This window comes from Glutamicibacter sp. BSL13 (assembly GCF_052928425.1).
The window spans coordinates 1-26073 of record NZ_JAVGCZ010000022.1 but is presented as its reverse complement, the minus strand read 5'-3'; the positions used below and the strand labels follow the sequence as shown (position 1 = coordinate 26073).

Sequence of the window (26073 nt, the reverse complement as noted above, 5' to 3'; positions counted from 1 at the left end):
TTATAGTACTCATAAGACAGTCCCTGCAGGCTTTATATCTTGACTATTCTTGTGATCAAGCCGTCCGCGAACAGACGGCGCGTCGCTGAATCCCGAGCGTCCCAGGGGCGAAAATCGAAACAAGACGAGAGGGCAAACTTCGCTTCGTATCCAGGGGCAAGCAGATGTCCTAACGTGGGTGCCGTAAGTGATTCGTCAGATACAGGGAAACCGGCTACATCGGCTTTTGACCGACTGATTTCATTAAGTATCTTATACACAAGTAACCTTTATCTAGACCGGTAAGACTTTCTGAGAGTTCGCCAGTCATAATGCGCTCATACATGATCGGAAGAACTATGCGTTTATCCCACTTCAAAATTCAGAACTACCGAGGACTACGGCTAGCTCAGGCCGACCAGCTCGATGAGCAGCAGCTTGTACTGATAACTGGCAAAAACGGTACAGGTAAAAGTCTGGTATTGGAAGCGCTGACTGCCGCGTGGACCGGAAATATAAACTTGCCTGAATTCGTAGGACCGTACGGTTCTTCGCTCGTCATTGAAATCGGCGTAATTTTCACTGACGAGGAGTACGAGCAAGTCAACAAGTGGCGCCAAGAGCGAGATATGGAGCCTGTTGAGCAGAAATGTATTCATGTTCTCGAGGCTGTTTCTGCAAACAGTGAAGAAACCGGCCGATACTCAAAACGTGATGACATGTTAACGACAGTTCAGAACGAGCTCTTTTCGAAAGACCACCCGTTTTCTTCCCTAGACCTTCTGTCCGCACGACGACAGGTATCTCTCACGACCAGCAGTTCCGTGGATCTAGATCTTCTGGATAAGACAGCTTCCGCTCGAAGTAGGCGGGATATGTATGAGCAAGAAATTCGATGGAAGTCGGCCATGCAGATGCCCGACATAGGAACCTACCTTATGTCTTTGGACTACCGGGATTTCCTAGCTACGCGCGGTTCAGTGGAGACCGAACCTGAGTATCGAAAGTTGCAGGAAATCTTTTTTCGGGCGACGAGAAAAGAAATTTTGGTTCCCGAGTACGATCCGCAGACTACCAAGAGTTCAATAAATGTCGTCCTTCCGTCAACTCAGAAGCATTCGCTCGAAGATTTGTCCAATGGTGAACGTGAGATGTTAGGAATGCTCTATTACATTTCGCAACTGTCGGCACAGGGTGGTGTTCTCCTGCTTGATGAGCCGGAGAAACATCTGCACCCGACGCTTCAATTAGCGGTCCTGCGGGCGATGGCATCCGTGTCCGAACGTTCCCAGATTCTCGTGGTCACTCACTCTCCCGGAATTATTGCCGCGACTCCGGCACAAAGCGTGGTTACTGTCCGGGCCGCGTGGGAAGCCGAAAAGAATCAGATTGAACGATTGGAGAGCGTTGATGAACAAGTGGAGCTGCTCGCAGACTTGGGGATTACTCAAAAGGAGTTGTACCAATCGAGTTTTCTACTTGTATTAGAAGGACCGCATGATGAAAAGCGATTGCAGATGCTACTTCCTGACGAAATGGCTGCTGCAACCGTTATCGTGGCCGGCGGCAGAGATGCGGCTTTGAAGACAGCAGATGCGCTACAGAATTTAGAGTTTCGGACTCCATGGCTGTGTGTTGTCGATCGTGATTTTTTGAGTGACTGTGAAGTCGATTCCTTAACAAAAGATAAAAACATATTTGTCTGGGATGCCCGCATGTTAGAATGTGTGCTATTAACGCCGGACATTTTGAATAATGTTTTTGCCTTATCTGGATACACGAAACAGCAAATTAAAGAAAAATTCGATGCCGCGCTCGAAGAGATCAGGCCTGTCGCGCTTGAGCAATTTGTGAGTGCTCGAATTAGAAGGCACTCGTCAGGTGAAAGCAATAGAGTCTCGACCACTGGCGCGGATAAGACTTTAGTAGCTCTTACGCAAGAACGAGACAAGTTAGAGTATATTGTTCAAAACTACGAATCGTTGAGAGCCTCTATCATTCAAGAGGTTGACAAAGATTGGCCTAACTCGTGGAATTACATTGTTGACGGTAAAGCAGTTTTCGCCAAGCTACAGACCGAAATCGGGCTCTACCGCAACATGGGAAGGCTGACGGAAGCGGTAATGGTCGCTATCCAAAAGGACGGGGATTTGATGCCGCCCGAAATCTCAAGACTGAAATCTGAGATACACGCCCGGATGGAAAGCCGGTCGCCGGTATCTTTTGATGAAGGGGAGTCAGAACAACGGGACTCGTGGGTCGCAAAAGTTGTTAGGGAGAATGAACCAGATCCCAGGCTGAACTTGGAAGAACCGCATTATGGATACGGTTGCTAACATCTTGCGCTACAGCTGTAAATCCTGGAAGTTCATCTGCGCTTCTGGTGTTCGCTTTGAGTTTAGGCAAGGTTGCTGTGACGAGCATCCAGGGCAGGGTTACAGACCTGTTCCGTGTAAATTCGGGTAGCGCACAAATTGGGGCGATACCCTAGTTATATGGCTCCACGTACCCAATCAAAGGGCGCGAAGACCTCCTCCACGCGCAAACCGCGGGGATCGAGTGGCGCGTCCAAGAAGAAGACCCCCGAGAATCCAGAGAATGAGCTGGCGCTGCCGCTGCGCGCCATCCTCGGTTTCTGGATGGGCATTGCCCGGGTGGTTGGCGGCGCGTTCCGCAAGATCGGGCGCAACGTCCGCCCGGACTATGAGGTGCGCCGTGACGGTACGGGACTGTTCCTGACCCTGATCGCGATCCTGGTCGCCATCGTCGAATGGTGGGGACTGCGCGATGTGGGATGGTTTGGCCGCGGCGTGCACGCGGTCGCCGGTGGTTCGCTGGGCTTCATGGCCGTCATGCTGCCCCCGATCCTGCTGATCGGCGCCGCCCGGCTCTTCCGTTACCCGCAGAACGATGCGGCGAACAACCGCATCGGCATCGGCCTGCTGGTGATGACCCTATCCGGGGCCGCGGTGGCGAACCTGGCCGCCGGCGCCCCGGCGGTGTCCTCCGACTTTGAGACCCTGTGGACCAGCGGCGGGATGAGCGGAGCCATCCTCGGGCCTCCGCTGGCGTCCCTGATCACGGTCCCCGGAGCCATGGCCGTGTTCATCTTCCTGCTGTTTATGTCGCTGCTGATTGTCACCGCCACTCCCATCACCCAGATCCCCACGCGGATCCGCGGAGGCTACAACCGGCTGCTCGGCCAGGACCCGAACGCCCCGCGCACCGCGGTGGCCCCGAAGGTCAACGACCTGGACCCGCACGCCGAGGAACACGACCAGTCCTACCTGTATGGGGAACCCGAGCCCGCCCCGGCCCCCAAGAAGAAGAAGTCCTCGTTCTTCAAGCCCAAGGCCAAGAAGGCCACCGAAGTCTACGACGTGGACGGGGAAGTGGAGCACGAGCGCGTCGGGGACGTGGCCTACGACAAGGCGGTCATCGACGATGCCGCCACCGTCTCCCTGGATCAGATCCCCGAACTGCACGGCGAAGCCGGACTGGACGCCGAACCGGCGACCGAGGCGATCAGCCACCCGGCCCCGGACACCCCGCCGCCGGGAGTCAAGCGACCCACCAAGGCCGAGGCCGAGATGGCGGCCATCATGAACCAGGTGGGCCTGGGCAAGGACGAACCGGAGGCGGCCACCGACGCGATGAGCACCGTGGCGCTGGACCGCACCAAGCCGGCCCCGCCGCTGAGCCCCATCCCGCAGCGCACCGAACAGCTGCAGCTCTCCGGCGACGTGACCTACACGCTGCCCTCCAACGACTACCTGCCCGCCGGCCCGCCGGCCAAGGAACACTCCGAGGCCAACGACGCGGTGGTCGCGGCGCTGACCAACACGCTCACCCAGTTCAAGGTGGACGCCCAGGTCACCGGGTTCTCCCGCGGCCCGACGGTCACCCGCTACGAGATCGAACTCTCCCCGGGCACCAAGGTGGAGAAGGTCACCGCCCTGTCCAAGAACATCTCCTACGCGGTCGCCTCCTCCGATGTGCGCATCCTTTCCCCAATCCCAGGCAAGAGCGCGATCGGCATCGAGATCCCGAACACCGACAAGGAAATCGTGGCGCTGGGCGACGTGCTGCGCAGCCACAACGCCAAGAAGTCCGCCCACCCGATGGTGATGGGCGTGGGCAAGGACGTCGAGGGCGGCTTCGTGGTCGCCAACCTGGCCAAGATGCCGCACCTGCTGGTCGCCGGTGCCACCGGTGCCGGTAAGTCCTCGTTCGTGAACTCCATGATCACCTCGATCCTGATGCGCGCCACCCCGGATGAGGTGCGCATGGTGATGGTTGACCCCAAGCGCGTGGAACTCACCGCCTATGAGGGCGTGCCGCACCTGATCACCCCGATCATCACCAACCCGAAGAAGGCCGCCGAGGCGCTGGCCTGGGTGGTGCGGGAAATGGACACCCGCTACGACGACCTGGCGAACTTCGGATTCAAGCACATCGATGACTTCAACAAGGCGGTGCGCGCGGGCAAGGTGCAGGTCCCGGCCGGGTCCGAGCGCGTGCTCAAGCCCTACCCGTACCTGCTGGTGATCGTCGACGAGCTCGCCGACCTGATGATGGTGGCCCCACGCGACGTCGAAGACGCGATCGTGCGCATCACCCAGCTGGCCCGTGCCGCCGGCATCCACCTGGTGCTGGCCACCCAGCGCCCCTCGGTGGACGTGGTCACCGGCCTGATCAAGGCGAACGTGCCCTCCCGCATGGCCTTTGCCACCTCCTCGGTCACCGACTCGCGCGTGGTGCTGGACCAGCCCGGCGCGGAGAAGCTGCTGGGCCAGGGCGACGCACTGTTCCTGCCCATGGGCTCCTCCAAGCCGATGCGCGTGCAGGGCGCCTGGGTCACCGAATCGGAGATCCAGCGCGTGGTCAAGCACGTCAAGGAGCAGCTGCAGCCCGAATACCGCGACGACGTGGTGCCCACGGCCGAGAAGAAGAAGATCGACGAGGACATTGGAGACGACCTGGAGCTGCTGCTGCAGGCCACCGAATTGGTGGTCACCAGCCAGTTCGGCTCCACCTCGATGCTGCAGCGCAAGCTGCGCGTGGGCTTCGCCAAGGCCGGACGCCTGATGGACCTGATGGAATCGCGCGGCGTGGTCGGCCCCTCGGAGGGCTCCAAGGCCCGCGACGTGCTGGTCAAGCCGGACGACCTGCCGGCGGTGCTCGCCGCCATGCGCGGGGACGAGGCGGCCAGCCACCAGGCCACCGCCGCCGAGCAGGCGCTGGTGGACGAGGCCAACGTGAACCACGCCGGCCCGGTTGACGAGGTGGCCGCGGACCTGGACAGCCGGGAAGCCGCGGTGGACTACTACGACGGTGACGACCAATCGGGCGAGGACGCCTGGAACCTGACAGGACGGTAATTGATGACCAGCCCCTCCAGCGGTGAAGCCCCGGTTCCCACGCTGAACATCGCCAATGTGCTCACCACGGTGCGCATCATCATGGTGCCCTTCTTCGTCTGGGCGCTGCTGGCCGACAACTCCACCCAGGGGGTGTGGCGCTGGGTGGCGGTGGCGATCTTCGCCGTGGCCATGTACACCGACAAGCTGGACGGGGACCTGGCCCGCAGCCGCGGGCTGATCACCAACTTCGGCAAAATCGCCGACCCGATCGCGGACAAGCTGCTCACCGGCTCCGCGCTGGTGGTCTTCTCCATCATCGGCGAACTGCCCTGGTGGGTGACGATCGTGATCCTGGTGCGTGAGTGGGGGATCACCCTGCTGCGCTTCGCCGTCATCCGTTACGGGGTGATCGCGGCGGACATGGGCGGGAAGATCAAGACCGTGCTGCAGACCGTGGCCATCATCCTCTACCTGCTGCCGTTCACCCACACCATTGACTGGTTGGGCACCACCGCCTGGATCATCATGCTGCTCACCGTCGCGGTGACCGTGCTGACCGGACTGGACTACGTCGTGAAGGCGGCGAAGCTGCGCTCCAACGCGCGCCGGACCCAGTAGGCGGCCAGGGGATACGGCCAGGCCTACCGCCGACGGCCGGCCAAGGATTAGAACATGTAGGACACGTGGAGGGAAGGCAGGAGCATGCATACGGAACTAGCAACTCGGGTTGTTGAGCTGGCCAGGGCCACCGGGCGACAGATCGCCACGGCCGAATCACTGACCGCCGGCATGATCAGCGCCACCCTCGCCTCGGTGCCCGGCTCCTCGGCCGTGCTGCAGGGCGGGGTGGTCTCCTATTCCTCCAAGGTCAAGGCCTCACTGTTGGATGTGCCCGCCGAGCTGCTCTCCACCCACGGCTCGGTGGATCCGGAGGTCGCACGGCTGATGGCCGTCGGCGTCCGGCAGGCGTGCGGTGCCGATGTGGCGGTCTCGGCCACGGGCGTTGCCGGGCCGGCCGCGCACGACGGCAAGGCCGTGGGCACCGTCTACATCGGCTGGGCCACAGCCACGCAGGCCGGGTCGGTGCTCCACCACTTCGTCGGCAGCCGGCAACGGATCCGGGAGCAGAGCACCACGGCTGCGCTGCAACAGCTAGTTGCCATGCTCGGCCAAGAAAATTCACAGGCTGGCTCGAAATAATTAGAAGCGGCAACACATATCGCAACAGTTCCCGTTAATTGGCTGGTGATGTGGCGTTCGTCGCAAAGTATTGATTAGGGTAAGGGTACCGGGAACAAAAGACCCGGTGGCACCGTTGAAACAGACAACGGCCGAGGGTATCTCGGCCGGGTCTCAGACCCGAATTTAGGACCCAGGAGCAAAGGCAACACACATGGTTAAGCAACCCGTCACAGTCAATGGAGTTGTCCGTTGGCGCGACATGGGCCAACCAGCCGAGGTCCAGCACGAGAAGGAGGAGCACAAAATGGTAGTACTCCGTCACGAAATCGGTGATGTCCTACGCGACGTCCGTCAGCGTCAGGGCCGCACTCTACGCGAGGTCTCCCATAGTGCCCGTGTGTCCCTCGGCTACCTTTCGGAAGTCGAACGCGGTCAGAAGGAGGCTTCCAGCGAACTGCTGTCCTCGATCTGCATCGCCCTGGAGGTGCCACTGTCACTGATGCTGCGCGAGGTTTCCGAACGCATAGCACTGGCCGAAGGCATCACCATCCCGGACACCATCCCCTCCGAGCTGTCCAGCGAATTCGCCACCGATCTTCCGGAGCGTTTCAACAAGCCGCTGGCTTCGGCATCCAACTAATCAACATCCCGGCATTTCAAACTTCTAAAACACCGGCAGGACCTTCGCCTTGGGCGGGGGTCCTGCCGGTATTTCGTGGGAGAATATCTACGTGCGATTAAGCGATTTTTGGCGAAACATGGAGCATGAGTTCGGTCCCCGGTACTCCCGGGTGCTGGCCGGCTCGTTGGCGCTCACCGAACTGGGCAGTCTGAACGCCTCCCAGGCGCTGGAGCGCGGAATCGACCCGAAAACAGTGTGGGAAGCGGTCTGCCGCATACAGGAAGTACCGACGGACCGTTGGCTGGGCCCGGACATCGAAATCAAGGAATAAACTTCCCGGCGTGTTCGAAGGCAGAAGCTTTGATTTCGAACATGTGTTCGGATACCGTAGTTTTCGTACACACGCGCAAGCGCAGAAAAACACAAAACTTCTCCACACTTGGCGTCATCGAGTCCAAAGTGTCGGAGCGCAGTCCTACTGTGGAGAGCAGTAAGACAAATATCGATAGGCATACCCAGGTAGCCACGACGACTTAAAGGTGAACCATGGCAGCAAAAAATGATCGGGAAAAGGCGCTCGAATCAGTCCTCGGCCAGATTGACAAGCAATTCGGCAAGGGCTCGGTCATGCGTTTGGGCGATGACACTCGCGCGCCCATCGAAGCCATTCCCACCGGTTCGGTCGCCTTGGACGTGGCCCTGGGCATTGGCGGACTGCCGCGCGGACGCGTGGTGGAGGTCTACGGCCCGGAATCCTCGGGTAAGACCACCGTGGCCCTGCACGCCGTAGCCAGCGCGCAGCGGGCCGGCGGCATCGCGGCGTTCATCGACGCCGAGCACGCCCTGGATCCCGAATACGCCAAGAAGCTGGGCGTGGACACCGACGCCCTGCTGGTCTCCCAGCCGGACACCGGTGAACAGGCCCTGGAAATCATGGACATGCTGGTCGGCTCCGGCGCCCTGGACATCATCGTCATCGACTCGGTGGCCGCCCTGGTGCCGCGTGCTGAAATCGAAGGCGAAATGGGCGACAGCCACGTGGGTCTGCAGGCACGCCTGATGTCCCAGGCGCTGCGCAAGATCACCGGTCGCCTTTCCGCCTCGAAGACGACCGCCATCTTCATCAACCAGCTGCGTGAAAAGATCGGTGTGTTCTTCGGCAGCCCGGAAACCACCACCGGTGGCAAGGCGCTGAAGTTCTACGCCTCGGTGCGCATGGACATCCGCCGCATTGAGACGCTGAAGGAAGGCGCCAACCCGGTTGGCAACCGTACCCGCGTGAAGATCGTGAAGAACAAGATGGCCCCGCCGTTCAAGCAGGCCGAGTTCGACATCCTCTACGGTGTGGGTATTTCCCGTGAAGGCAGCCTCATCGACATGGGCGTGGAGCACGGGCTGGTCAAGAAGTCCGGTGCCTGGTTCACCTATGACGGCGACCAGCTGGGGCAGGGCAAGGAGAACGCCCGCCGCTTCCTGCGTGACAACCCGGATCTGGCCAATGAGCTGGAACTGCAGATCAAGCAGAAGCTGGGCATTGTGGAAATGCCAGAGGCCGAGGGCGAGGACACCGAAGGCCTGCGCGTCGTCGAAGGCGAGTAAGTAGCAGTGCCCCCACGCAAGAAACGCGGCGCCGTGCCCGGAAACTCTTCCGGGTACGGCGCCGAGCGCGTATCCGATGAGTTCTTCGGTGACCCGCAGGAGATGCCCGACTGGGCCAGACCCGACCCCGACGAGCAGGCCGTAGACGACGATTCGGTTGCGGCGGGTGCCGCGGCGGATGCCTCCGCAGGCACACCTTCCACCGCGACGTCCGGTCCACTCGCATCCGCGCAATTGGCAGGTGCCGAGGACGGTTCGCCAGCCACGGTGGAGGAGTTGCGTGCCTCCATGGAGCGGATCATGCAATCACCTGCTCCGGCGCGGAAGGCCGAAAAAAAGAAGCGCTCCGCCAAGCGCCTGCCCAAGGCACAGCGGGAAACCGAAGAACCCGAAGAACTCAGCGATGACCAATGGCGGGAGAAGGCGCGCGCCATCCTGCTGCGCCAGCTGACCGCCAGCGACAAGTCTGCGAAACAGCTGAAGGACAAGCTGCTGGACAAGGAGTGTCCCGAGGCCATCGCCGATGAGGTCATCGAACGCTTCATCGAGGTCGACCTGGTGGATGACCAGAAGTTCGCCGACGCCTGGGTCCGTGCCCGCACCCGAACCCGGGGGCTGGCCCGCCAGGCGCTGAAGCATGAACTGCGGTCCAAGGGAGTCGATGACGAAATCGCCCAGATGGCCCTGGAGCAAGTGGATGACGCGGACGAGGAAGAGCGGGCCCGCGAATTGGCCCGGACCAAACTGCGTCCGGCATCCATGGGGGTAGACCGCGAAAAGGCACTGCGTCGACTGGTGGGGATGCTTGGGCGCAAGGGCTACAACGGATCCATGGCCTTCCGCGTCGCGCGTGAGGAATGGGACGCCCGCTTCGGCGAACACTAGGGCCGACGCGCGGATACGCAGCCGCGGCCCCCGACGGCTGCCGACGTCTTAGCCGGCGCTCAGAACAGCCAAGGCTAAGATGTCCGGACCGGTAAGATTCGGTAACCTTGAATGGTGACTGAGCAAGCAACCCTGACCCCGATTGACGACGAAAACCTGCCCCGCACCTATGAGGTGCGCACTTTCGGTTGTCAGATGAACGTGCACGATTCCGAGCGGCTCTCCGGCCTGCTCGAGGATGCCGGGTTGAGCCGCAAACCCGACGAGCAGGTCGATGACGTGGCCGACGTGATCGTCTTCAACACCTGTGCCGTGCGCGAAAACGCGGACAACAAGCTCTACGGCAACCTGGGACGCCTCGCCCCGCTGAAACGCGAACGCCCGAATATGCAGATCGCCGTCGGCGGCTGCCTGGCCCAGAAGGACCGGGACACCATCCTGAAGAAGGCGCCTTGGGTGGACGTGGTTTTCGGAACCCACAACATCGGCTCACTGCCGACCCTGCTGGCTCGCTCACGCCATAACAAGAAGGCCGAGCTGGAGATCCTGGAGACCCTGGACGTCTTCCCCTCCACATTGCCCACCCGCCGCGAATCCGTGTATGCCGGATGGGTGTCAATCTCCGTGGGATGCAACAACACCTGCACCTTCTGCATTGTTCCCTCCCTGCGCGGCAAGGAACGCGACCGCCGTCCCGGGGAGATCCTGGCCGAAATCAAGGCCCTGGTCGCCGACGGCGCCATCGAGGTGACCCTGCTGGGCCAGAACGTGAACTCCTACGGTGTGGAGTTCGGGGACCGGCTGGCCTTCGGCAAGCTGCTGCGCGCCTGCGGTGAGATTGAGGGCCTGGAACGCGTGCGCTTCACCAGCCCGCACCCGGCCGCATTCACCGATGACGTCATCGAGGCCATGGCCGAAACCCCGAACGTCATGCCCCAGCTGCACATGCCGCTGCAGTCCGGTTCGGACAAGGTGCTGAAGGACATGCGCCGTTCGTACCGCTCCAAGAAATTCCTGGGCATCCTGGACAAGGTGCGCGAGCGGATCCCGCACGCGGCGATCACCACCGACATCATCGTCGGTTTCCCCGGCGAAACCGAAGAGGATTTCCAGGCCACCCTGGATGTGGTCGAAGCCTCCCGGTTCTCCTCCGCGTTCACCTTCCAGTACTCGCCGCGCCCGGGCACCCCTGCGGCCACCATGGAGGAGCAGCTGCCCAAGGCCGTCGTCCAGGAACGCTTCGAACGTTTGACCGCGTTGCAGGACCGCATCGCCAAGGAAGAGAACGCCAAGCAACTGGGCCGCACCGTGGAGGTACTGGTCACCGAACAGTCCGGGCGCAAGTCCGAGGAAACTCACCGCCTGGCCGGGCGTTCCCAGGACCAGCGCCTGGTGCACTTCTCGGTGCCCGAAGGTGCCCAGAGCCCGCGCCCGGGGGACTTGGTGACCCTGCCGATCACCGAGGCCGCCGCATTCCACCTGATCTCCGACCCCAGCTTGGAGCAGTACTCGCTGCGCCGTTCACGGGCCGGGGACGCATGGGACCGCGCCCAGGCCGAAAGCTGCGGGGTGCCGGCCTCCGGCGGCAACAGCACCCCGGGCAAGACCAGCCTGGGCATGCCCACCCTGATGGTGCGCAAGTAGCCGGGACGTGGATGCAGCACACCTGCCGGTGATCGCGGTCGTCGGACCCACCGGCACCGGAAAATCGGATCTGGCGATCGCCCTGGCCCAACAGCTGGGCGGGGAGATCGTCAACTCCGACGCCCTGCAGTTCTACCGTGGGATGGACATCGGCACCGCCAAGCTGCCACTGGGGGAGCGCGGCGGCATCGAACACCACCTGATGGACATCATGGACATCACCGAGGAGGCATCGGTGGCCCGCTTCCAGGAACAGGCGCGCATCCGCTTTGAGCAGATCCGTTCCCGCGGCCGGGTGCCGGTCATGGTCGGCGGCTCCGGGCTCTATGTGCGTGCGGCACTGGATGTCATCGACTTCCCGCCCACCGATCCGCAAGTGCGCCGGCGCCTGGAAGAGCAGGTGGATCACGAAGGTGAAGCGCCGCTGCGCGCGCACCTGGCCGCGGTAGACCCGGTTTCGGCGGCCCGGAACCTGGACCTGCGCCGCGCCATCCGCGCCGTGGAGGTCCATGAGATCTCCGGGCGTGCGTTCAGCTCCTATATGCCCCACCGCCAGTACTTCCAGCCAGCCGTCCAAATCGGGTTGAACCTGGACCGGCCGGCACTGCATCAACGTCTGGCCGCCCGGGTGCACCACATGGATGCACAGGGCCTGGAAGATGAGGTGCGTGGCCTGCTTGATCGGGGGCTGCGTGAGGGGAAAACCGCGTCCCGGGCCATCGGCTACCAGCAGTATATTGACCTGATCGATGGGAAGCTCACCCGCGAGCAGGCCATCGACACCACCATCGTGGCCACGCGCAAGTTCGCCCGCCGCCAGATTACCTGGTTTTCGGCAGATGACCGGGTTACTTGGCTGGACCCCACCGAGGATGGAACCATAGAGCGGGCGCTGGAACTTGTCTCCAGCGACGCCGCCGCGCACTAGCGAAACCACCGCCAGCAAAGGACACCCCCATGGCTCATGCACTTGATCAGCTCACCGGTCTGTCCTATGCCAAGGGCCACGCTACCGGCAACGACTTCGTGCTGATTTCCGACCCCCAGGACCAGCTGGTGCTGCAGGCCGAGCACGTGGCCGCGCTGGCCGACCGGCACTTCGGGCTCGGCGGTGACGGGGTCATCCGTGCCGTGCCCACCGCAGCCGTGGAGGAGTACGCCTACCAGGTGGAGGCGCAGCCCGACGCATACTGGTTCATGGACTACCGCAACGCCGACGGGTCCATCGCGGAAATGTGCGGCAACGGGGTGCGCCTGTTCGTGCATTTCCTGATCCAGGAGCAGCTGGTGGACCTGCCGGTGGGCAGCACCCTACAGATTGGCAGCCGTGCCGGGGTGAAGCAGGTGACCCGGCTGGAGGACGGGTATGCGGTCAACCTGGGTCCCTGGGGGCTGATCCATTCCGAACAGGCCACCGACAACGCGCTGGACAGCCTGGTGCGAGCCCACGGCTGGGAGCAGGGACGCCCGGCCTTGTCCATCACCATGGGCAATCCGCACACCGTGGTGGCCCTGGCCGAGATGCAGGAGCTCTCGGCCCTGGATCTGAGCGTCGCGCCCGCCGTGGATCCGGTGCCCGAACACGGGACGAACGTGGAATTCGTGGTGCCGGCCGAGCCGTTGGTCTCCGAGGGGATTGGGGCCGTGACCATGCGGGTTCACGAGCGCGGGGTCGGGGAGACGCTCTCCTGCGGCACCGGAGCCTGTGCCGCCGCGGCGGCGGTCCGCTATTGGGCCGGCTCGACCACGGTAATCGATGACTGGGTGGTGAACATCCCCGGCGGACAAGTGGGGGTGGCTTTCCGCAAGAACGAGGACGGCACCGACGATGTCATCCTCAGCGGCCCAGCGGTCCTGGTCGGGCGCGGAGTATTGACCCGCGACTAGGCAGGCAGCGCTTCGTGCTGGCCAAGGCCAGCCACCTTTGAACGGCGCTTGGCCCGGGCACGGATTAGTTCGGCCGGGTGACCTTCAGGATGCGGAAGCCCTTGGAACTGGTCTCGCGGGTGATGCTCCAGTCCGTTGGCAGCTGCCCCACCAGCCACTTCTGCAGTGAATCGCTGCCCAGGTTCTTTTGGACCACCATCCACGCTTCACCGCCCGGAGCCAGCCGGGGCAGCCACTTCAGCAGCAGCTCGTGCAGCGCGTCCTTGCCGATGCGGATCGGCGGGTTGGACCAGATGGTGTCGAATTGCAGGTCATCCTCGATCCCGGCGGGGTCGCTGATGCTCAGGTTCTCCAGTCCAAGCGCCTGGGCGTTGAGCCGGGCCAAGTCGATCGAGCGCTCATTGATCTCAACCCCGTAAACCTTCGAATCCGGGTTCTGCAGTGCCGCGGTCATGGCAATCGGACCCCAGCCACAGCCGATGTCCAGGACGGTGCCGCGTGGGGCCGGCACATGCTCCAAGAGCACCGCGGTGCCCTTGTCCAGCCCGGTGGGGGAGAAGGTCCCCGAAGCGGTTTGCACCTGGTACTTCTGGCCGTTGAGCTCGACCGTGATGGTGCGCCGTTCATCGGCGGACGCGGGTGTGGCGCTGAAGTAGTGATCCGAGCTCATACACCGAAGATTATCCCGGAGTGTTCACGGCCAACAAACGATGTGCGCTACGCAATATCGCCAGGACCGGGCAACTGGTAGAATTTTTGGCATGATCCTGATTTTCGTCTAACACCGTCAGTACGGTAACCCGCGAATCCCGCTAACAGCCCGGGCATATTACTGATGCCCCCAGCGTTGAGATTCCATGGACGACATCAGGGTTTTTCTCTTTGGACTGCTTCCCTTCCTTGCCCAGCTCTCAAGGTGAAGTGTTTGCCAGGGATCTTGAATTCCCTTGTTCCAGCGTGTTGCCGATTCGAATCATTAATCAGCAGCGAACAGCGCAAGGAAGACAACCATGTCGAATCACACCGAACGTCCCCGTGGCCAATCGCCAACCGGGGGTAGCGAGCACTATTCTGGAATGTACAGCACTTCAAAGGGGAACATGACCAATACCGAGTCCAACGAGAACAACTCGCCGATGGATGACGAGCAGATCCAGGCTGCCATCGACCGGATCCTGGCTGCCGACAAGCAGCAGACGCCGACCACGCACCGGTTCGCCGCCGAGGACGAAGATGACATCTTCGCCAACCGCGCCACTGCCCTGGACAGTTTTGTCCAGGAGCACACCGAATACGACGGCTTCCAGGAAGATCTGGCCGATCGTCGCGCGCTGCGCCGCGTAGCCGGGTTGTCCACCGAACTCGAAGACGTCACCGAAGTTGAAAACCGCCAGCTGCGCCTGGAACGCGTGGTGCTGGCCGGGGTCTGGTCCGAAGGGACCGCCCAGGAGGCCGAGAACTCGCTGCGCGAACTGGCCGCGCTGGCCGAAACCGCCGGTTCGGAAGTCCTGGACGGGGTTGTACAGCGCCGCCTGAAGGTCGACCCGAACACCTATCTGGGGTCGGGCAAGGCCGAGGAACTGCGCGGCATCGTCGCCGACACCGGGGCGGACACCGTGATCGTGGACGCGGAGATCGCGCCCTCCCAGCGCCGTGCGCTGGAGGACATCGTCAAGGTCAAGGTCATTGACCGCACCGCATTGATCCTGGACATCTTCGCCCAACACGCCAAGTCCCGCGAGGGCAAGGCCCAGGTGGAACTGGCACAGCTGGAGTACCTGCTGCCGCGCCTGCGCGGTTGGGGTGAGTCGATGTCCCGTCAGGCCGGTGGCCGGGTTGGCGCCGCCGGCGGCGGCATCGGTTCGCGCGGTCCTGGTGAAACCAAGATCGAAATGGACCGCCGGCGCATTCGCGACCGGATGGCCAAGCTGCGCCGCGAGATCAAGGGCATGAAGCCGGCCCGCGAGGCCAAGCGCGCCAACCGCAGGCGCAACGAGGTCCCCTCCGTGGCGATCGCCGGGTACACCAACGCCGGCAAGTCCTCGCTGCTCAACCGGCTGACCAACGCCGGGGTGCTGGTGGAGAACGCATTGTTCGCCACCCTGGATCCCACCGTGCGCCAGGCGGCCACCGAGGACGGGTTGACCTACACGCTGGCGGACACGGTTGGTTTTGTCTCCAACCTGCCCACCCAGCTGGTGGAGGCGTTCCGCTCCACGCTGGAGGAGATCGCCGACTCGGATCTGATCCTGCACGTGGTGGATGCCTCCCACCCGGATCCCGAAGGCCAGATCGCCGCGGTGCGCAAGGTGCTCACCGAGGTGGAGGCCATGCACATCCCGGAGATCATCGTGCTGAACAAGGCCGACGTAGCCGACCCGTACGTCATCGAACGGGTGCGCAACCGCGAATCAAACTCGGTGGTGGTCTCGGCCTACACCGGGCAGGGCATCGACGAGCTGCTTGCCAAGATCAGCTCCTCGATCCCGCGGCCGGACATCCAGCTCGAAGTGCTCATCCCGTATGAGCGCGGGGACCTCGTGGCCAAGCTGCACCAGGCCGAAGCCGAGATCCTGGACAGCGAGCACCAGGAATCGGGCACCCGCATGATCGTCAAGGTCCGCAAGTCGCTGGCTGCGGAGTTGGAGCAGTACAACATTCATGGATAAGCAGAAGCAGGCGTTGGACCTGTTGGAGACCGCCGTGTCCTCCATGGGCGGCCAAAGCCGCACCGGGCAGCAGGAAATGGTGCGCCAGGTGGTGCGCGCCCTGGAGGAGGACGAGCACCTGCTGGTGCAGGCCGGCACCGGTACGGGCAAGTCGATGGGGTACCTGATTCCGGCCCTGGCCTACGCCCAGACCTCGGCCAAGCCGGTGATCGTCTCCACCGCCACCCTGGCGCTGCAGTCCCAGATTGTGGGCCGCGATGTCCCACGCCTGCTTAACGCCCTGAAGGGCAAGCTTTCGCGTCCCATGGACGTCTCCCTGCTCAAGGGCAGGGCCAACTACCTGTGCCAGTACAAGCTCGGCGGCGGGTACCCGGATGACGAGGGCACGCTGTTCGCCATGGACGAGGCTCCGGCCGCCGGCCAGGTCTTCTCCCCGCTGGCAACCGAGGTCATGAAGCTGCGCGAGTGGGCCGAGGAAACCGAGACCGGGGACCGGGACGAACTGGTGCCCGGGGTCTCGGACAAGGCCTGGCGCCAGGTTTCGGTTTCCGCCATGGAATGCCTGGGCTCCCAAAAGTGCCCGATGGCCGATGAATGCTTCTCCGAGATGGCCCGGGCCCGGGCCGCCGAGGCCGACGTGGTGATCACCAACCACGCGTTGCTGGCGGTGTCCGCGTTCGAAGGGCTCTCGGTGCTGCCGGACTTCGATGTGGCGATCATCGATGAGGCCCACGAACTGCAGGACCGGGTCACTTCCTCGGTGGCCAGCGCGCTGTCTCCGCGCACCGTGCTCACGGCCGCCGGGTCGATGAAGCGCCACTGCGCGGTCAACGTCGATGAAATGGTCAACGCCGCCAACCGGTTGGACAAGGCGCTGTCCGGGCAGGCCACTGGCCTGCTGGAACGCGGCTTGGACGAGGCCAGCGGGATTGCATTGAACGACATCGCCGAACAGGCCCGGGTCATCTTGTCCCTGACCAAGCCCGAAGCCGGGGATCCGGTGGACGGTGGCCGGCAGACGGCCCGATCGCAGATGCAGGCGGTGCTCGATGACTCGCTGCGGATGCTGGAGCACGAGGAACGCCGCGAGGTGATCTGGACGTCACGGCCGCGCGAGTTCGTTGAGGGCCGCGGCTACGTGGAGGCCGATGAATCCACCCCCGCCACCCTGAACGTGGCGCCGCTGTCGGTGGCCGGCAAACTGCGCGAGGGCCTGTTTGACGGGCGCACCGTCGTGCTCACCAGCGCCACCCTGGCCATCGGCGCCCAGTTCGACTCCGTCGCCGGGGCGCTGGGCCTGATGGGGGAGGGCGCCCCCTCCTGGCAGGGCGTGGACGTGGGCAGCCCGTTCAACTACCCCAAGCAGGGGATCCTGTACGTGGCCAAGCACCTGCCCAAGCCAGGGCGGCAGCTCAGCGCCGAAACCCTGGATGAGATCGAGGATCTGATCGAGGCCTCCGGGGGAGGGGCGCTGGTGCTGTTCACCTCGAAGCGCTCCGCCGAGGAGGCAGCGGCGATCCTGCGCCCGAAGCTGGACGTGCCGATCCTGTGCCAGGGGGAGGCGAGCATGAAATCCCTGGTCGCCGACTTCAGCGCCGACCGGGATGCGTGCCTGTTCGGCACCATGACCCTGTGGCAGGGGGTGGACGTGCCGGGGGACGCCTGCCGGCTGGTGATCATCGACAAGATCCCGTTCCCGCGCCCCGATGACCCGATCTCCAAGGCCCGCACCCAGGACATCGCCCGCCACGGCGGCAACGGATTCATGCAGGTCTCCGCCGCCCACGCAGCGGTGCGCCTGGCCCAGGGGGCCGGACGCCTGATCCGCTCGATCAACGACAAGGGCGTGGTGGCGGTGCTGGATTCCCGGATGGCCACCGCACGCTACGGCGGCTACCTGAAGAGCTCGCTGCCGCCGATGTGGCCCACCCCGGACAAGAAGGTCATCCTCGGGGTGCTCAAACGGCTGAACCCGAACAAGTAGCCGGTGCCGGCCGCCCCCGCCCGGGTCAGCCGCGCAGGCGCACCAGAACCTTTCCATGAAGCCCACCGGCCTCCACCAGCCGGTGGGCTTCGCCCGCCTGCTCCAGGGGCAACTCGCGATCCACCCGGTACTTCAGCTCCCTCGTGGCCAGCAACTCATTCAGCGCGGCGGCCGCCGCAGAAAGTTCCTCGGCTCTCGCGTTCGAGACGGCGAAACCCTTCACGCTCACATCCCGGGTGTAGAGCGCACCGACCGGAATGCTGGCCTCGGCCTGCAGGCCCGCGGAAATCAACACGGTGCCCCGGTTGGCCAGCGCCGGGATAAGCTGGGCCAGCTGCTGGTGACCCGACGTGTCCCACCAGATCGCCGTACCTTCGGGCACGTGGGAGGCCACCGCTTCGATGAGGTCGGGCCGGGCATAGTCCAGCACGGTGTCAGCCCCCAAACCCCTGACCCACGAATGATCCGCTGGGGCGGCGCTGGCAATCACCCGGGCGCCGCGGGCGCAAGCAAACTGCACGGCTGCACTGCCCACGGCACCGGCCGCCCCACCAATGAACACCGACTGCCCGGCGGCCAGCGGTGCGCTGCGCCCCAGCCCCAGCCACGCGGTGGTCATGGCATGGGACAGCGCCACCACGCCGCGCAAATCCGCCACGTTCTGCGGGACCGTGAAAAGCCGTGCGGCCGGCACCACGCAGAATTCGGCAAAGGACCCCTGCCGCCTGTCATACCCCAACGAGTTTGACCAGACCCGGTCCCCGACGCTGAACCCGGTGACCGACTCACCCACGGCCTCGACCGTGCCGGCCACATCCCGACCGATGATGAACGGGGAGGGAAGCTCGGTGGCGTACGCGCCGGAACGCACAAAGGTGTCCACATGGTTCACGCAGGAGAACTCGGCGCGCACCAACACCTCGTCCGGTTTCGGTGTGGGAATCGGAACCTCACGCACCGCAACGGATTCAGCCGGACCTGGAACATCGATAACCGCTGCACGCATCATGTCTCCAGCATGCTCCCGCGGCCGGCGCCAAGCCAAGTACGGCGGCAAATGCGCGCGCTGGGCGGGAAACGTAGACTCGTCACAGAACACCGCCGCACCCGGTGGTTGCCCGCCGACCCCTGTCAGGTAGAGGAGCAGTGCATGACCCACAGCTGGACCGCGCTGGCCGACAACGCTGCCCGTGATGTCAACGACCGTTTCGGGCACCGGCTCATGGGGCTGCCCGGCACCTGGATCGGAGCGTTGCGGGCACCGGTTCCCACCCCTAAGGCGCCGGCAGCCCGTGGGCGCCGGATCCGAGGGGACGCCCCATGGTCTGAATGGCACTACTGGTGGCAGGCCCACTACCTGGACGCGATCGTGGACATGGGGTGTCACTATGTGCGGGCCGGCGCACCCGAGGCAGCCAAGGCCGAGGTGCGCCGCGGGCTGCGGCTGCTGCGCGGGATCAAGATCCGCAACTTCGGGGTGTTCCCGAACTATTTTTTTGATGACATGGCCTGGCTGGCGCTCTCCAGCCACCGGCTGAACGCGCTGTCCCTGGAACTGCACCAACAACCGGCAAAACTTGCCCAGTCGGCGGTGGACTCGCTGACCCGCCAACTGCGCAGCGGTCAGGATTCGGTGCTTGGCGGCGGCCTGTACTGGTCACGCAAACGCGCGTTCAAGAACGTGCCGGTCAACGGCCCCGCGGCCCTGCACTTCGCCCGCATCGGGGACCGGAAAACCGCTGGCGCGCTGGTCGACTGGATGCGCGAGAAGCTCTTCGACCCCACCCTGGGCCTCTACCTGGATGGGATCTATCTGGTTAACGCCGGGCATCGGCTCGAAGGACAGATCTACACCTACAACCAGGGCCCAATCCTTGGGGCCTGGCTGGAGCTCGGGGACGAACGGTACCTGCGCCAGGCCGCCGACCTCATCGACGCGGTGGACCATCGGCTCACCGTTCCCCAGCAGGGGCTGCGCCTGGAACAGGGCGGGGATGGGAGCCTGTTCACCGGAATCCTCTGCCGCTACCTGGCGCTGGCCGCTACGGATCACCGGCTGCCGCAGCAGGCGCGGCAAACCGCCGCGCGGCTCGTTTCCGATACCGCCGCCACCGTCCTGGACAAGCAGACGGCCCAGCTGTCCGAAGCCGTGCAGCGCTGGAGCATCCTCTCGGCCGCAGCGGTCGTCACGCGGAGCACCGACCTGAAACGACGGACCTCATGAGCCTTCCACCGCAGGACTTGCCTCCGGCTCGCAGCGGACTCACCGCAGTGTGTTACGTGATCTTTCGCCAAGCCGACGCCGTGCTGCTGCAACAGCGGCGAGGCACTGGTTTCCTGGACGGGTACTGGGGCGCTGCCGCCGCCGGGCATCTGGAGAATGGGGAAAGCGCAGTAGCGGCAGCCATTCGAGAAGCTGGCGAGGAGCTGGGTGTACGGGTCTGCCAAGAACATCTTCACCCCCTGACGGTGCTGCAGCGCCCGGCTGCGGTCAAGGATCAGCCCGGCCGCGTCGACTTCTTTTTCGAATGCCGCACCTGGCAGGGCACACCCGAGATCCACGAGCCGGACAAAGCCGTGGATCTTCGCTGGTTCGGGCTCGATGACCTGCCAATCCCCGTGGTGCCCCACGAAAAGGTGGTCCTTGAACAACTGCGCCTGCCACTGCAGGACTTCACCTGCCTCGCTCCCTAGCGGACGTTATCCGGATGAATTGATTCCCGGCTTGGGTGGGAGCGTCGAGCAGAGCCAAAACAAAATCCCGGCGTGCCGCGTTTGGCAACGCGAAACACCGGGACTGTGCCGAAGGTGGCAGGAAGGCTAGAGCGAACGCATCACCGAAACAACGCGGCCCATGATGGTGGCGCTGTCGCCCAGAATCGGTTCGTAGCGCGAGTTCTGCGGAAGCAGCCAGGTGTGGCCATCACGCTGGCGGAAGGTCTTGACGGTGGCTTCCTCATCCAGCAGGGCGGCAACGATGTCGCCGTTGTCGGCGGTCTGCTGACGGCGCACCACCACCCAGTCGCCGTCGCAAATGGCGGCATCCACCATGGAGTCGCCCGAAACCCGCAACATGAACAGCTCACCGTGGCCCACGAGCTGACGCGGCAGGGAGAAGACATCCTCGACGCTCTGCTCAGCCAGGATCGGACCACCGGCGGCAATGCGTCCAACCAGTGGCACCATCGTGGTGTCCGCCGAGGTGCTCAGCTCAATGACCTTGGTGTCATCGGCCGGCTCCGGCTGGGCGGCCGGTTCCTTGGAAGCGGATTCAGACTCGTCGTTCAGCTGCAGCGGAAGCAGAATTTCCATGGCGCGGGGGCGGCGCGGGTCCCGGCGGATATAGCCGAGCTTCTCCAGCTGACCCAACTGGTGGGTTACCGAGGAGAGGCTGGCCAACCCGACCGAGTCGCCAATCTCACGCATCGAGGGCGGGTAGCCGTTGTTCCCGATGGCCCGCTGGATGGTTTCCAGGATCTTCTTCTGGCGGATGGTCAGCGACCGAGCATTGGCACGCGGAGTGCGTTGTGATGCTGACATGTAATTTCTGCCTTCCCTAACGATTGCGAGTCATGGCCGAGCGGTCAAACTGTCGGTGCTGACTGTTGTGATGTCTTCATGCTCGATTTACTTCGAAATCCTAGTGGATTTCGAAGCCTCTTTCAAAGATTTGTTCGAACTATCTAGACAAGTGTCGCCGAGCTCTGTTAGAAAAGATGTACTAGATCCGAACATATCTTCGAATGGGATGTTCGAACATTAGAAACTCGCATCACGCTCGTCCTGAGAGGAGATCGGCCATGGCCACTACGGCACTGGATAAAGATCAAAGCACCACACGCATGCGAATCCGCCTGACCCGACGCGGCTGGGTTGTGTTGATCGGGGTTCCGGTCTTCCTGCTGGCCCTGGCCGCAACTTTCCTGCTGACCACGTTCTCCAACTCCGTAATGGCCTCCGACCAGGAGCCAGTAGGCGTTGAAACGGTGGAGGTGACCGTCATTCCCGGGGACACCCTGTGGGACTTGGCCAGCGAATACGCGCAAGGCTACAACCAGGAAGATGCCATTCGCTACATCGGCGAAATGAACTCGCTGCATGGCGGCGTGCTGCAGGCCGGACAAACCCTGCAGATTCCGGTCCTGGACCAGCAATAGCCCGCGGTTCATTGTTACCGCCTGGAGCGTCACTGATTCACTGCCAGCGCCCGCCCCAGCTTAGAATTACCGTGTGAAAGACCGCAGTGAACTGTTAAGTCAACTGCCCTTGCGTGAGAATCTCCGCGGGCTCTCTCCCTACGGCGCGCCGCAAATCGACGTGCCCATCCAGTTGAACGTCAACGAAAACACCCATCCACTGCCGCCGGCCGTGGTCGAGGCAATTGCACAAGAAGTGGCCAAGGCCGCCACCACCCTCAACCGCTACCCGGACCGCGAATTCACCGAACTGCGTGAACTGCTCGCCGACTACCTGGGGCATGAACTGCGCGCCGAGAACATCTGGGCGGCGAACGGCTCGAACGAAATCCTGCAGCAAATCCTCCAGGCCTTCGGTGGACCGGGACGCAGCGTCATGAGCTTCGTACCCACGTACTCCATGTACCCGCTGCTGGCCAGCGGCACCGATACCGCCTTCATCGCCGGAACCCGTGCCGCGGACTTCACGCTCAGCGCCGAATCGGCCGCCAGTCAGGTGCGCGAACACCGCCCGAACATCGTGATCCTCTGCTCACCCAACAACCCCACGGGTACCGCCCTGGGGCTGGATGTCATCCAGGCCGTCTACGAGGCGGCCAGCGAGAACAACGCGATCGTGATCGTCGATGAGGCCTACGCCGAGTTCGCGTTGGCCGGCACCAAGTCCGCGCTGGGCCTGCTGCCCGGCCGCCAGCGCCTGATCGTCACCCGGACCATGTCCAAGGCGTTTGCGCTGGCCGGGGCACGCCTTGGCTATCTGGCCGCGGCCCCTGAAGTCAGTGACGCCATCCGGTTGGTGCGCCTGCCCTACCACCTCTCGGCGGTCACCCAGGCCACCGCGATCGCGGCACTGAAAAACGTGGACGCACTGCTGGCCGAGGTCGAACAGATCAAGACCCAGCGTGACCGGATCGTCACCCGGTTGACCGAACTGGGCCTGCAGCCCTCGGTCAGCGATTCGAACTTCGTGTTCTTCGGCGGGCTGCAGGATCCGGAAGCGATTTGGCAGGGCCTGCTCGAGGCAGGGATCATTGTGCGTAACAACGGGATCCCTGGCACCCTGCGCGTCACCGCCGGCACCGAGGCGGAAACCACCGCCTTCCTCGACCGGCTCAGCGAGCTGCTCGAACCGGCGCACCAGCAAACTGCCAGAAGCTAGCGAAGGAAGAAGATGTCTGCCGAATCCCTGGGCGGCCGCAAAGCCCGCATGGAACGCGTGACCAGCGAGTCGTCCGTGTTCGTTGAACTTGACCTGGACGGCACCGGCAAGTCCGAGATCAGCACCTCCGTGCCGTTCTTCGACCACATGCTCACCGCACTGTCCAAGCACTCGCTGATCGACCTGACCGTGCGCGCCACCGGCGACACCCACATCGACGTGCACCACACCGTGGAGGACACCGCCATCACCATTGGCGAGGTGCTGCGCACTGCCCTGGGCAACAAGGCCGGCATCCGCCGGTTCGGCACCGCCTACGCGCCGTTGGACGAGGCCCTGGCCCGCGCCGTCGTGGACATCTCCGGCCGGCCCTACCTGGTGCACGGCGGGGAGCCGGCCGGCCAGGAATACCACCTGATCGGCGGGCACTTCACCGGGTCGATGACGCGCCACGTCTTCGAGTCGCTGACCTTCCACGCCCAGATCTGCGCCCACATCGAGGTACTCTCCGGGCGCGACCCACACCACATCGTTGAAGCGCAGTTCAAGGCCCTGGCACGGGCGCTGCGCGAAGCGGTGGAAACCGACCCCCGCATGGGGGACCAAATCCCGTCCACGAAGGGTGCGCTGTAGGTGGGAAGTAAAAACGTAGTCGTCCTGGACTACGGGTCCGGCAATGTCCGCTCTGCGGTACGCGCCCTGGAGGCGGCCGGAGCCAATGTGGAGTTGACCGCCAACTCCACCGCGATCCTGGAAGCCGATGGCCTGGTGGTCCCCGGGGTGGGGGCCTACGCCTCGGTGATGCAACAGCTCAAGGCCATTGACGCGCCGCGCTGGATCGGACGCCGGGTTGCCGGCGGCCGACCGGTGCTGGGCATCTGCGTTGGCCACCAGGTCTTCTTCGATGAGGGCGTGGAACACGGGGTGCGCAGCCAGGGCCTGGGCGAATGGCCCGGCGTCGTGGAGCGCCTGGAAGCCGAAGTGATCCCACACATGGGCTGGAACACCGTCCAGGTTCCCGAGGGCAGCCGATTGTTCGAGGGGATCGAACAGGAGCGGTTCTACTTCGTGCACTCCTACGGCGTGCGCCACTGGGAGTTTGACATCACCCAGCCGGCGATGAGCGCCCCCAAGGTCACCTGGAGCACCCACGGCACCCCGTTTGTCGCCGCCGTGGAAAACGGTCCGCTCTCCGCGGTCCAGTTCCACCCCGAGAAATCCGGCACGGCGGGCAACCGCCTGCTGCGCAACTGGTTGGAGACCCTCTAAACATGTGGACCGTTGTCTTGTTGGGAGTCGGAGCCTTCCTGGCCGGGGGAGCGATCTCCCTGAAAAGCCAGAAAGCCCACATCTCCTGGATCATCGCCTGCTGGGCGCTGGCCGCCATGGCAGTCATTGCCGGGTGGGTCCTGACCCTGTAGCGCCCTACGCCACCGCAGAACACAAAGGAAACAATGAGCGAGCAAACACACCTGGAACTGCTTCCCGCCGTCGACATCGCCAACGGGCAGGCCGTACGCCTGGTCCAGGGCGAAGCCGGCTCCGAGACCGGCTACGGCGATCCGCTGGAAGCCGCCTTGGCCTGGCAGAACGACGGCGCCGAATGGCTGCATCTGGTGGACCTGGACGCCGCCTTTGACCGCGGACACAACACCGACATTGTCCAGCGCATCGCCCAGGAACTGCAGATCAAGGTGGAGCTCTCCGGCGGCATCCGCGATGACGCCTCACTGGAGCGGGCCCTGGAATTCGGCGCCACCCGAGTGAACCTGGGCACCGCCGCCCTGGAGAACCCCGAATGGACCGCCAAGGCCATTGAGCGCTTCGGCGACAAGATCGCCGTCGGCCTGGACGTGCGCGGCACCACCCTGGCCGGTCGCGGCTGGACCAAGGAAGGCGGGGACCTGTGGGAGGTGCTCGCCCGGCTGGAGGACGCCGGCTGCCCGCGCTACGTGGTCACCGACGTCACCAAGGACGGCACCCTGCGCGGCCCGAACGTGAAGCTGCTGCTGGAAATGTGCGCCAAGACCGACAAGCCGATCGTGGCCTCCGGCGGCATCTCCTCCCTGGATGACCTGCGCGCGCTGCGCGAACTGGTTCCCGAGGGCGTCGAAGGCGCCATCATGGGCAAGGCGTTATACGCCGGTCGCTTCACCCTGCAGGACGCTCTGGAAGTCGCGGCCGGACGGGCTTAAGGGGTTCGCACAATACGGTTCGAAAGTGGGCTGGGCCCGGTGGAAGACACCGCGCCCGGCCCACATCACGTTTAACCGAAGTCACAAGCGGTCCGGCGCACTTGCGCGAGCTTATAGCATGGGTACATGAGCTCCACTTCCTCCTCCCAGCCCGAGCCCAAACGCCACCTGCCCGGCCACATCGCCGCGGCCTTGGCGCAGGCCGGAAGCAAGTCCGATTCGGCCGGCCAAAGCTGGGAAGGACGTGACCTGAGCGGGGACGGCAACCCGCTGCACAACTTCGACAAGGACGACGGCCTGGCCAACGCGCAGGTCGTCGAGGCGCTGGATCAGCTGCGCGCCGGCACCGGCGATGAAGCCGCGGTGCACCGGGCGCTGGCCGAGGCCCGGGTGTTTGTCGCCATCGTGGCCCAGCTGGGGGAAGAGGCGATGACCGAGCATGGGTTCGCCTCCGACAAGGAAGCGGACATGGCGCTGGTGAAGATCAAGGCGCCGGATGGCCGGATGGCCCTGCCGGTGTTCACCACCGTGGAACGCCTGCAGGCCTGGCACCCCGAAGCCCGCCCGGTGGCGGTCTATGCCCCGCGCGCGGCACTGTCCGCGGTCAGCGAGGAAGCGGACCTGCTGGTGCTGGATCCGGGCAGCGACTACACCTTTGTGCTGCGCCGCCCCGGGGTGTGGACCCTGGCCAAGCAGGTGCAGTGGACCC

General features: G+C 63.8%; 25 protein-coding genes. 22 read left to right on the top strand and 3 right to left on the bottom strand.

Annotated features, from left to right (window positions below; genetic code table 11):
- Positions 1-338 precede the first annotated feature (338 nt).
- From RCJ92_RS06250 to dapF, 11 genes are all read left to right on the top strand, one after another.
- On the top strand, positions 339-2315 hold the full coding sequence (locus RCJ92_RS06250) for an ATP-dependent nuclease (protein ID WP_446754052.1): 1977 nt from the start codon (positions 339-341) through the stop codon (positions 2313-2315).
- A gap of 159 nt (positions 2316-2474) precedes the next feature.
- On the top strand, positions 2475-5360 hold the full coding sequence (locus RCJ92_RS06245; RefSeq protein ID WP_446754051.1) for a DNA translocase FtsK 4TM domain-containing protein: 2886 nt from the start codon (positions 2475-2477) through the stop codon (positions 5358-5360).
- A gap of 3 nt (positions 5361-5363) precedes the next feature.
- Positions 5364-5960: a CDP-diacylglycerol--glycerol-3-phosphate 3-phosphatidyltransferase gene (pgsA, locus tag RCJ92_RS06240; protein ID WP_446754050.1), complete on the top strand. Its 597-nt coding sequence runs from the start codon at positions 5364-5366 to the stop codon at positions 5958-5960.
- 84 nt (positions 5961-6044) lie between these two features.
- Positions 6045-6542 carry a CinA family protein gene (locus RCJ92_RS06235; protein ID WP_346921806.1) on the top strand — a complete coding sequence of 166 codons (498 nt, stop codon included), beginning with the start codon at positions 6045-6047 and terminating at the stop codon, positions 6540-6542.
- 193 nt (positions 6543-6735) lie between these two features.
- On the top strand, positions 6736-7164 hold the full coding sequence (locus tag RCJ92_RS06230) for a helix-turn-helix domain-containing protein (RefSeq protein ID WP_054821044.1): 429 nt from the start codon (positions 6736-6738) through the stop codon (positions 7162-7164).
- Positions 7165-7255: 91 nt separating this feature from the next.
- Positions 7256-7477 (top strand): DUF3046 domain-containing protein, encoded by a 222-nt coding sequence (locus RCJ92_RS06225; RefSeq protein ID WP_138173214.1) that lies wholly within the window; start codon positions 7256-7258, stop codon positions 7475-7477.
- A gap of 215 nt (positions 7478-7692) precedes the next feature.
- Positions 7693-8745: a recombinase RecA gene (gene recA, locus RCJ92_RS06220; protein WP_138173212.1), complete on the top strand. Its 1053-nt coding sequence runs from the start codon at positions 7693-7695 to the stop codon at positions 8743-8745.
- A 6-nt stretch (positions 8746-8751) separates the two neighbouring features.
- Positions 8752-9630 carry a regulatory protein RecX gene (locus RCJ92_RS06215; RefSeq protein ID WP_446754049.1) on the top strand — a complete coding sequence of 293 codons (879 nt, stop codon included), beginning with the start codon at positions 8752-8754 and terminating at the stop codon, positions 9628-9630.
- A gap of 114 nt (positions 9631-9744) precedes the next feature.
- Positions 9745-11274 (top strand): tRNA (N6-isopentenyl adenosine(37)-C2)-methylthiotransferase MiaB, encoded by a 1530-nt coding sequence (miaB, locus tag RCJ92_RS06210; protein ID WP_281283957.1) that lies wholly within the window; start codon positions 9745-9747, stop codon positions 11272-11274.
- A 7-nt stretch (positions 11275-11281) separates the two neighbouring features.
- Complete coding sequence (gene miaA, locus RCJ92_RS06205) at positions 11282-12202, top strand: tRNA (adenosine(37)-N6)-dimethylallyltransferase MiaA (protein WP_446754048.1); 921 nt, start codon at positions 11282-11284, stop codon at positions 12200-12202.
- A gap of 29 nt (positions 12203-12231) precedes the next feature.
- Positions 12232-13161 carry a diaminopimelate epimerase gene (gene dapF, locus RCJ92_RS06200; protein ID WP_446754047.1) on the top strand — a complete coding sequence of 310 codons (930 nt, stop codon included), beginning with the start codon at positions 12232-12234 and terminating at the stop codon, positions 13159-13161.
- Between the two features lie 64 nt (positions 13162-13225).
- Here dapF and RCJ92_RS06195 read toward each other — a convergent pair whose 3' ends face one another.
- Positions 13226-13831, bottom strand: coding sequence for a class I SAM-dependent methyltransferase (locus RCJ92_RS06195; RefSeq protein ID WP_446754046.1), 606 nt, complete (start codon positions 13829-13831; stop codon positions 13226-13228).
- A 430-nt stretch (positions 13832-14261) separates the two neighbouring features.
- Between RCJ92_RS06195 and hflX the strand changes: the two genes are divergently transcribed.
- Both hflX and RCJ92_RS06185 read left to right on the top strand, forming a co-directional pair.
- Complete coding sequence (gene hflX / locus RCJ92_RS06190; RefSeq protein WP_343831293.1) at positions 14262-15830, top strand: GTPase HflX; 1569 nt, start codon at positions 14262-14264, stop codon at positions 15828-15830.
- A complete protein-coding gene (locus RCJ92_RS06185; protein ID WP_138174305.1) occupies positions 15823-17814 on the top strand; it encodes an ATP-dependent DNA helicase in 1992 nt (663 codons plus the stop codon). The genes hflX and RCJ92_RS06185 overlap by 8 nt, the downstream gene beginning before the upstream one ends.
- 25 nt (positions 17815-17839) lie before the next feature.
- On the opposite strand, the gene RCJ92_RS06180 is transcribed toward RCJ92_RS06185, so the two are convergent.
- Complete coding sequence (locus RCJ92_RS06180; RefSeq protein ID WP_446754045.1) at positions 17840-18823, bottom strand: NADPH:quinone reductase; 984 nt, start codon at positions 18821-18823, stop codon at positions 17840-17842.
- Positions 18824-18964: 141 nt separating this feature from the next.
- Here RCJ92_RS06180 and RCJ92_RS06175 point away from each other — a divergent pair, with 141 nt between their 5' ends.
- Together RCJ92_RS06175 and RCJ92_RS06170 are read left to right on the top strand one after the other, a co-directional pair.
- The gene (locus tag RCJ92_RS06175) at positions 18965-20038 is read left to right on the top strand and encodes a glycoside hydrolase family 76 protein (RefSeq protein ID WP_446754044.1); all 1074 of its coding nucleotides are present in this window, start codon (positions 18965-18967) and stop codon (positions 20036-20038) included.
- A complete protein-coding gene (locus RCJ92_RS06170; protein WP_446754043.1) occupies positions 20035-20508 on the top strand; it encodes an NUDIX hydrolase in 474 nt (157 codons plus the stop codon). The genes RCJ92_RS06175 and RCJ92_RS06170 overlap by 4 nt, the downstream gene beginning before the upstream one ends.
- 126 nt (positions 20509-20634) lie before the next feature.
- Here the strand turns inward: RCJ92_RS06170 and lexA are convergent, their stop codons facing one another.
- A complete protein-coding gene (lexA, locus tag RCJ92_RS06165; protein ID WP_054820783.1) occupies positions 20635-21354 on the bottom strand; it encodes a transcriptional repressor LexA in 720 nt (239 codons plus the stop codon).
- Between the two features lie 260 nt (positions 21355-21614).
- On the opposite strand from lexA, the gene RCJ92_RS06160 reads away from it, so the two are divergent.
- The 7 genes from RCJ92_RS06160 to RCJ92_RS06130 all read left to right on the top strand — a co-directional run.
- Entirely contained in the window at positions 21615-21971 is a 357-nt protein-coding gene (locus RCJ92_RS06160) for a LysM peptidoglycan-binding domain-containing protein (protein WP_171021121.1), read from the top strand.
- A gap of 73 nt (positions 21972-22044) precedes the next feature.
- The gene (locus tag RCJ92_RS06155) at positions 22045-23169 is read left to right on the top strand and encodes a histidinol-phosphate transaminase (protein ID WP_138174317.1); all 1125 of its coding nucleotides are present in this window, start codon (positions 22045-22047) and stop codon (positions 23167-23169) included.
- 12 nt (positions 23170-23181) lie between these two features.
- The gene (gene hisB, locus RCJ92_RS06150) at positions 23182-23802 is read left to right on the top strand and encodes an imidazoleglycerol-phosphate dehydratase HisB (RefSeq protein ID WP_138174319.1); all 621 of its coding nucleotides are present in this window, start codon (positions 23182-23184) and stop codon (positions 23800-23802) included.
- Positions 23803-24438, top strand: coding sequence for an imidazole glycerol phosphate synthase subunit HisH (gene hisH / locus RCJ92_RS06145; RefSeq protein WP_446754042.1), 636 nt, complete (start codon positions 23803-23805; stop codon positions 24436-24438).
- A gap of 2 nt (positions 24439-24440) precedes the next feature.
- Positions 24441-24590, top strand: coding sequence for a hypothetical protein (locus RCJ92_RS06140; protein ID WP_171021122.1), 150 nt, complete (start codon positions 24441-24443; stop codon positions 24588-24590).
- Between the two features lie 33 nt (positions 24591-24623).
- Positions 24624-25364: a bifunctional 1-(5-phosphoribosyl)-5-((5-phosphoribosylamino)methylideneamino)imidazole-4-carboxamide isomerase/phosphoribosylanthranilate isomerase PriA gene (priA, locus tag RCJ92_RS06135; protein ID WP_138174323.1), complete on the top strand. Its 741-nt coding sequence runs from the start codon at positions 24624-24626 to the stop codon at positions 25362-25364.
- A gap of 126 nt (positions 25365-25490) precedes the next feature.
- Positions 25491-26073, top strand: a 583-nt coding sequence (locus tag RCJ92_RS06130) for an SseB family protein (protein WP_446754041.1), incomplete at its 3' end; no start/stop codon positions are given.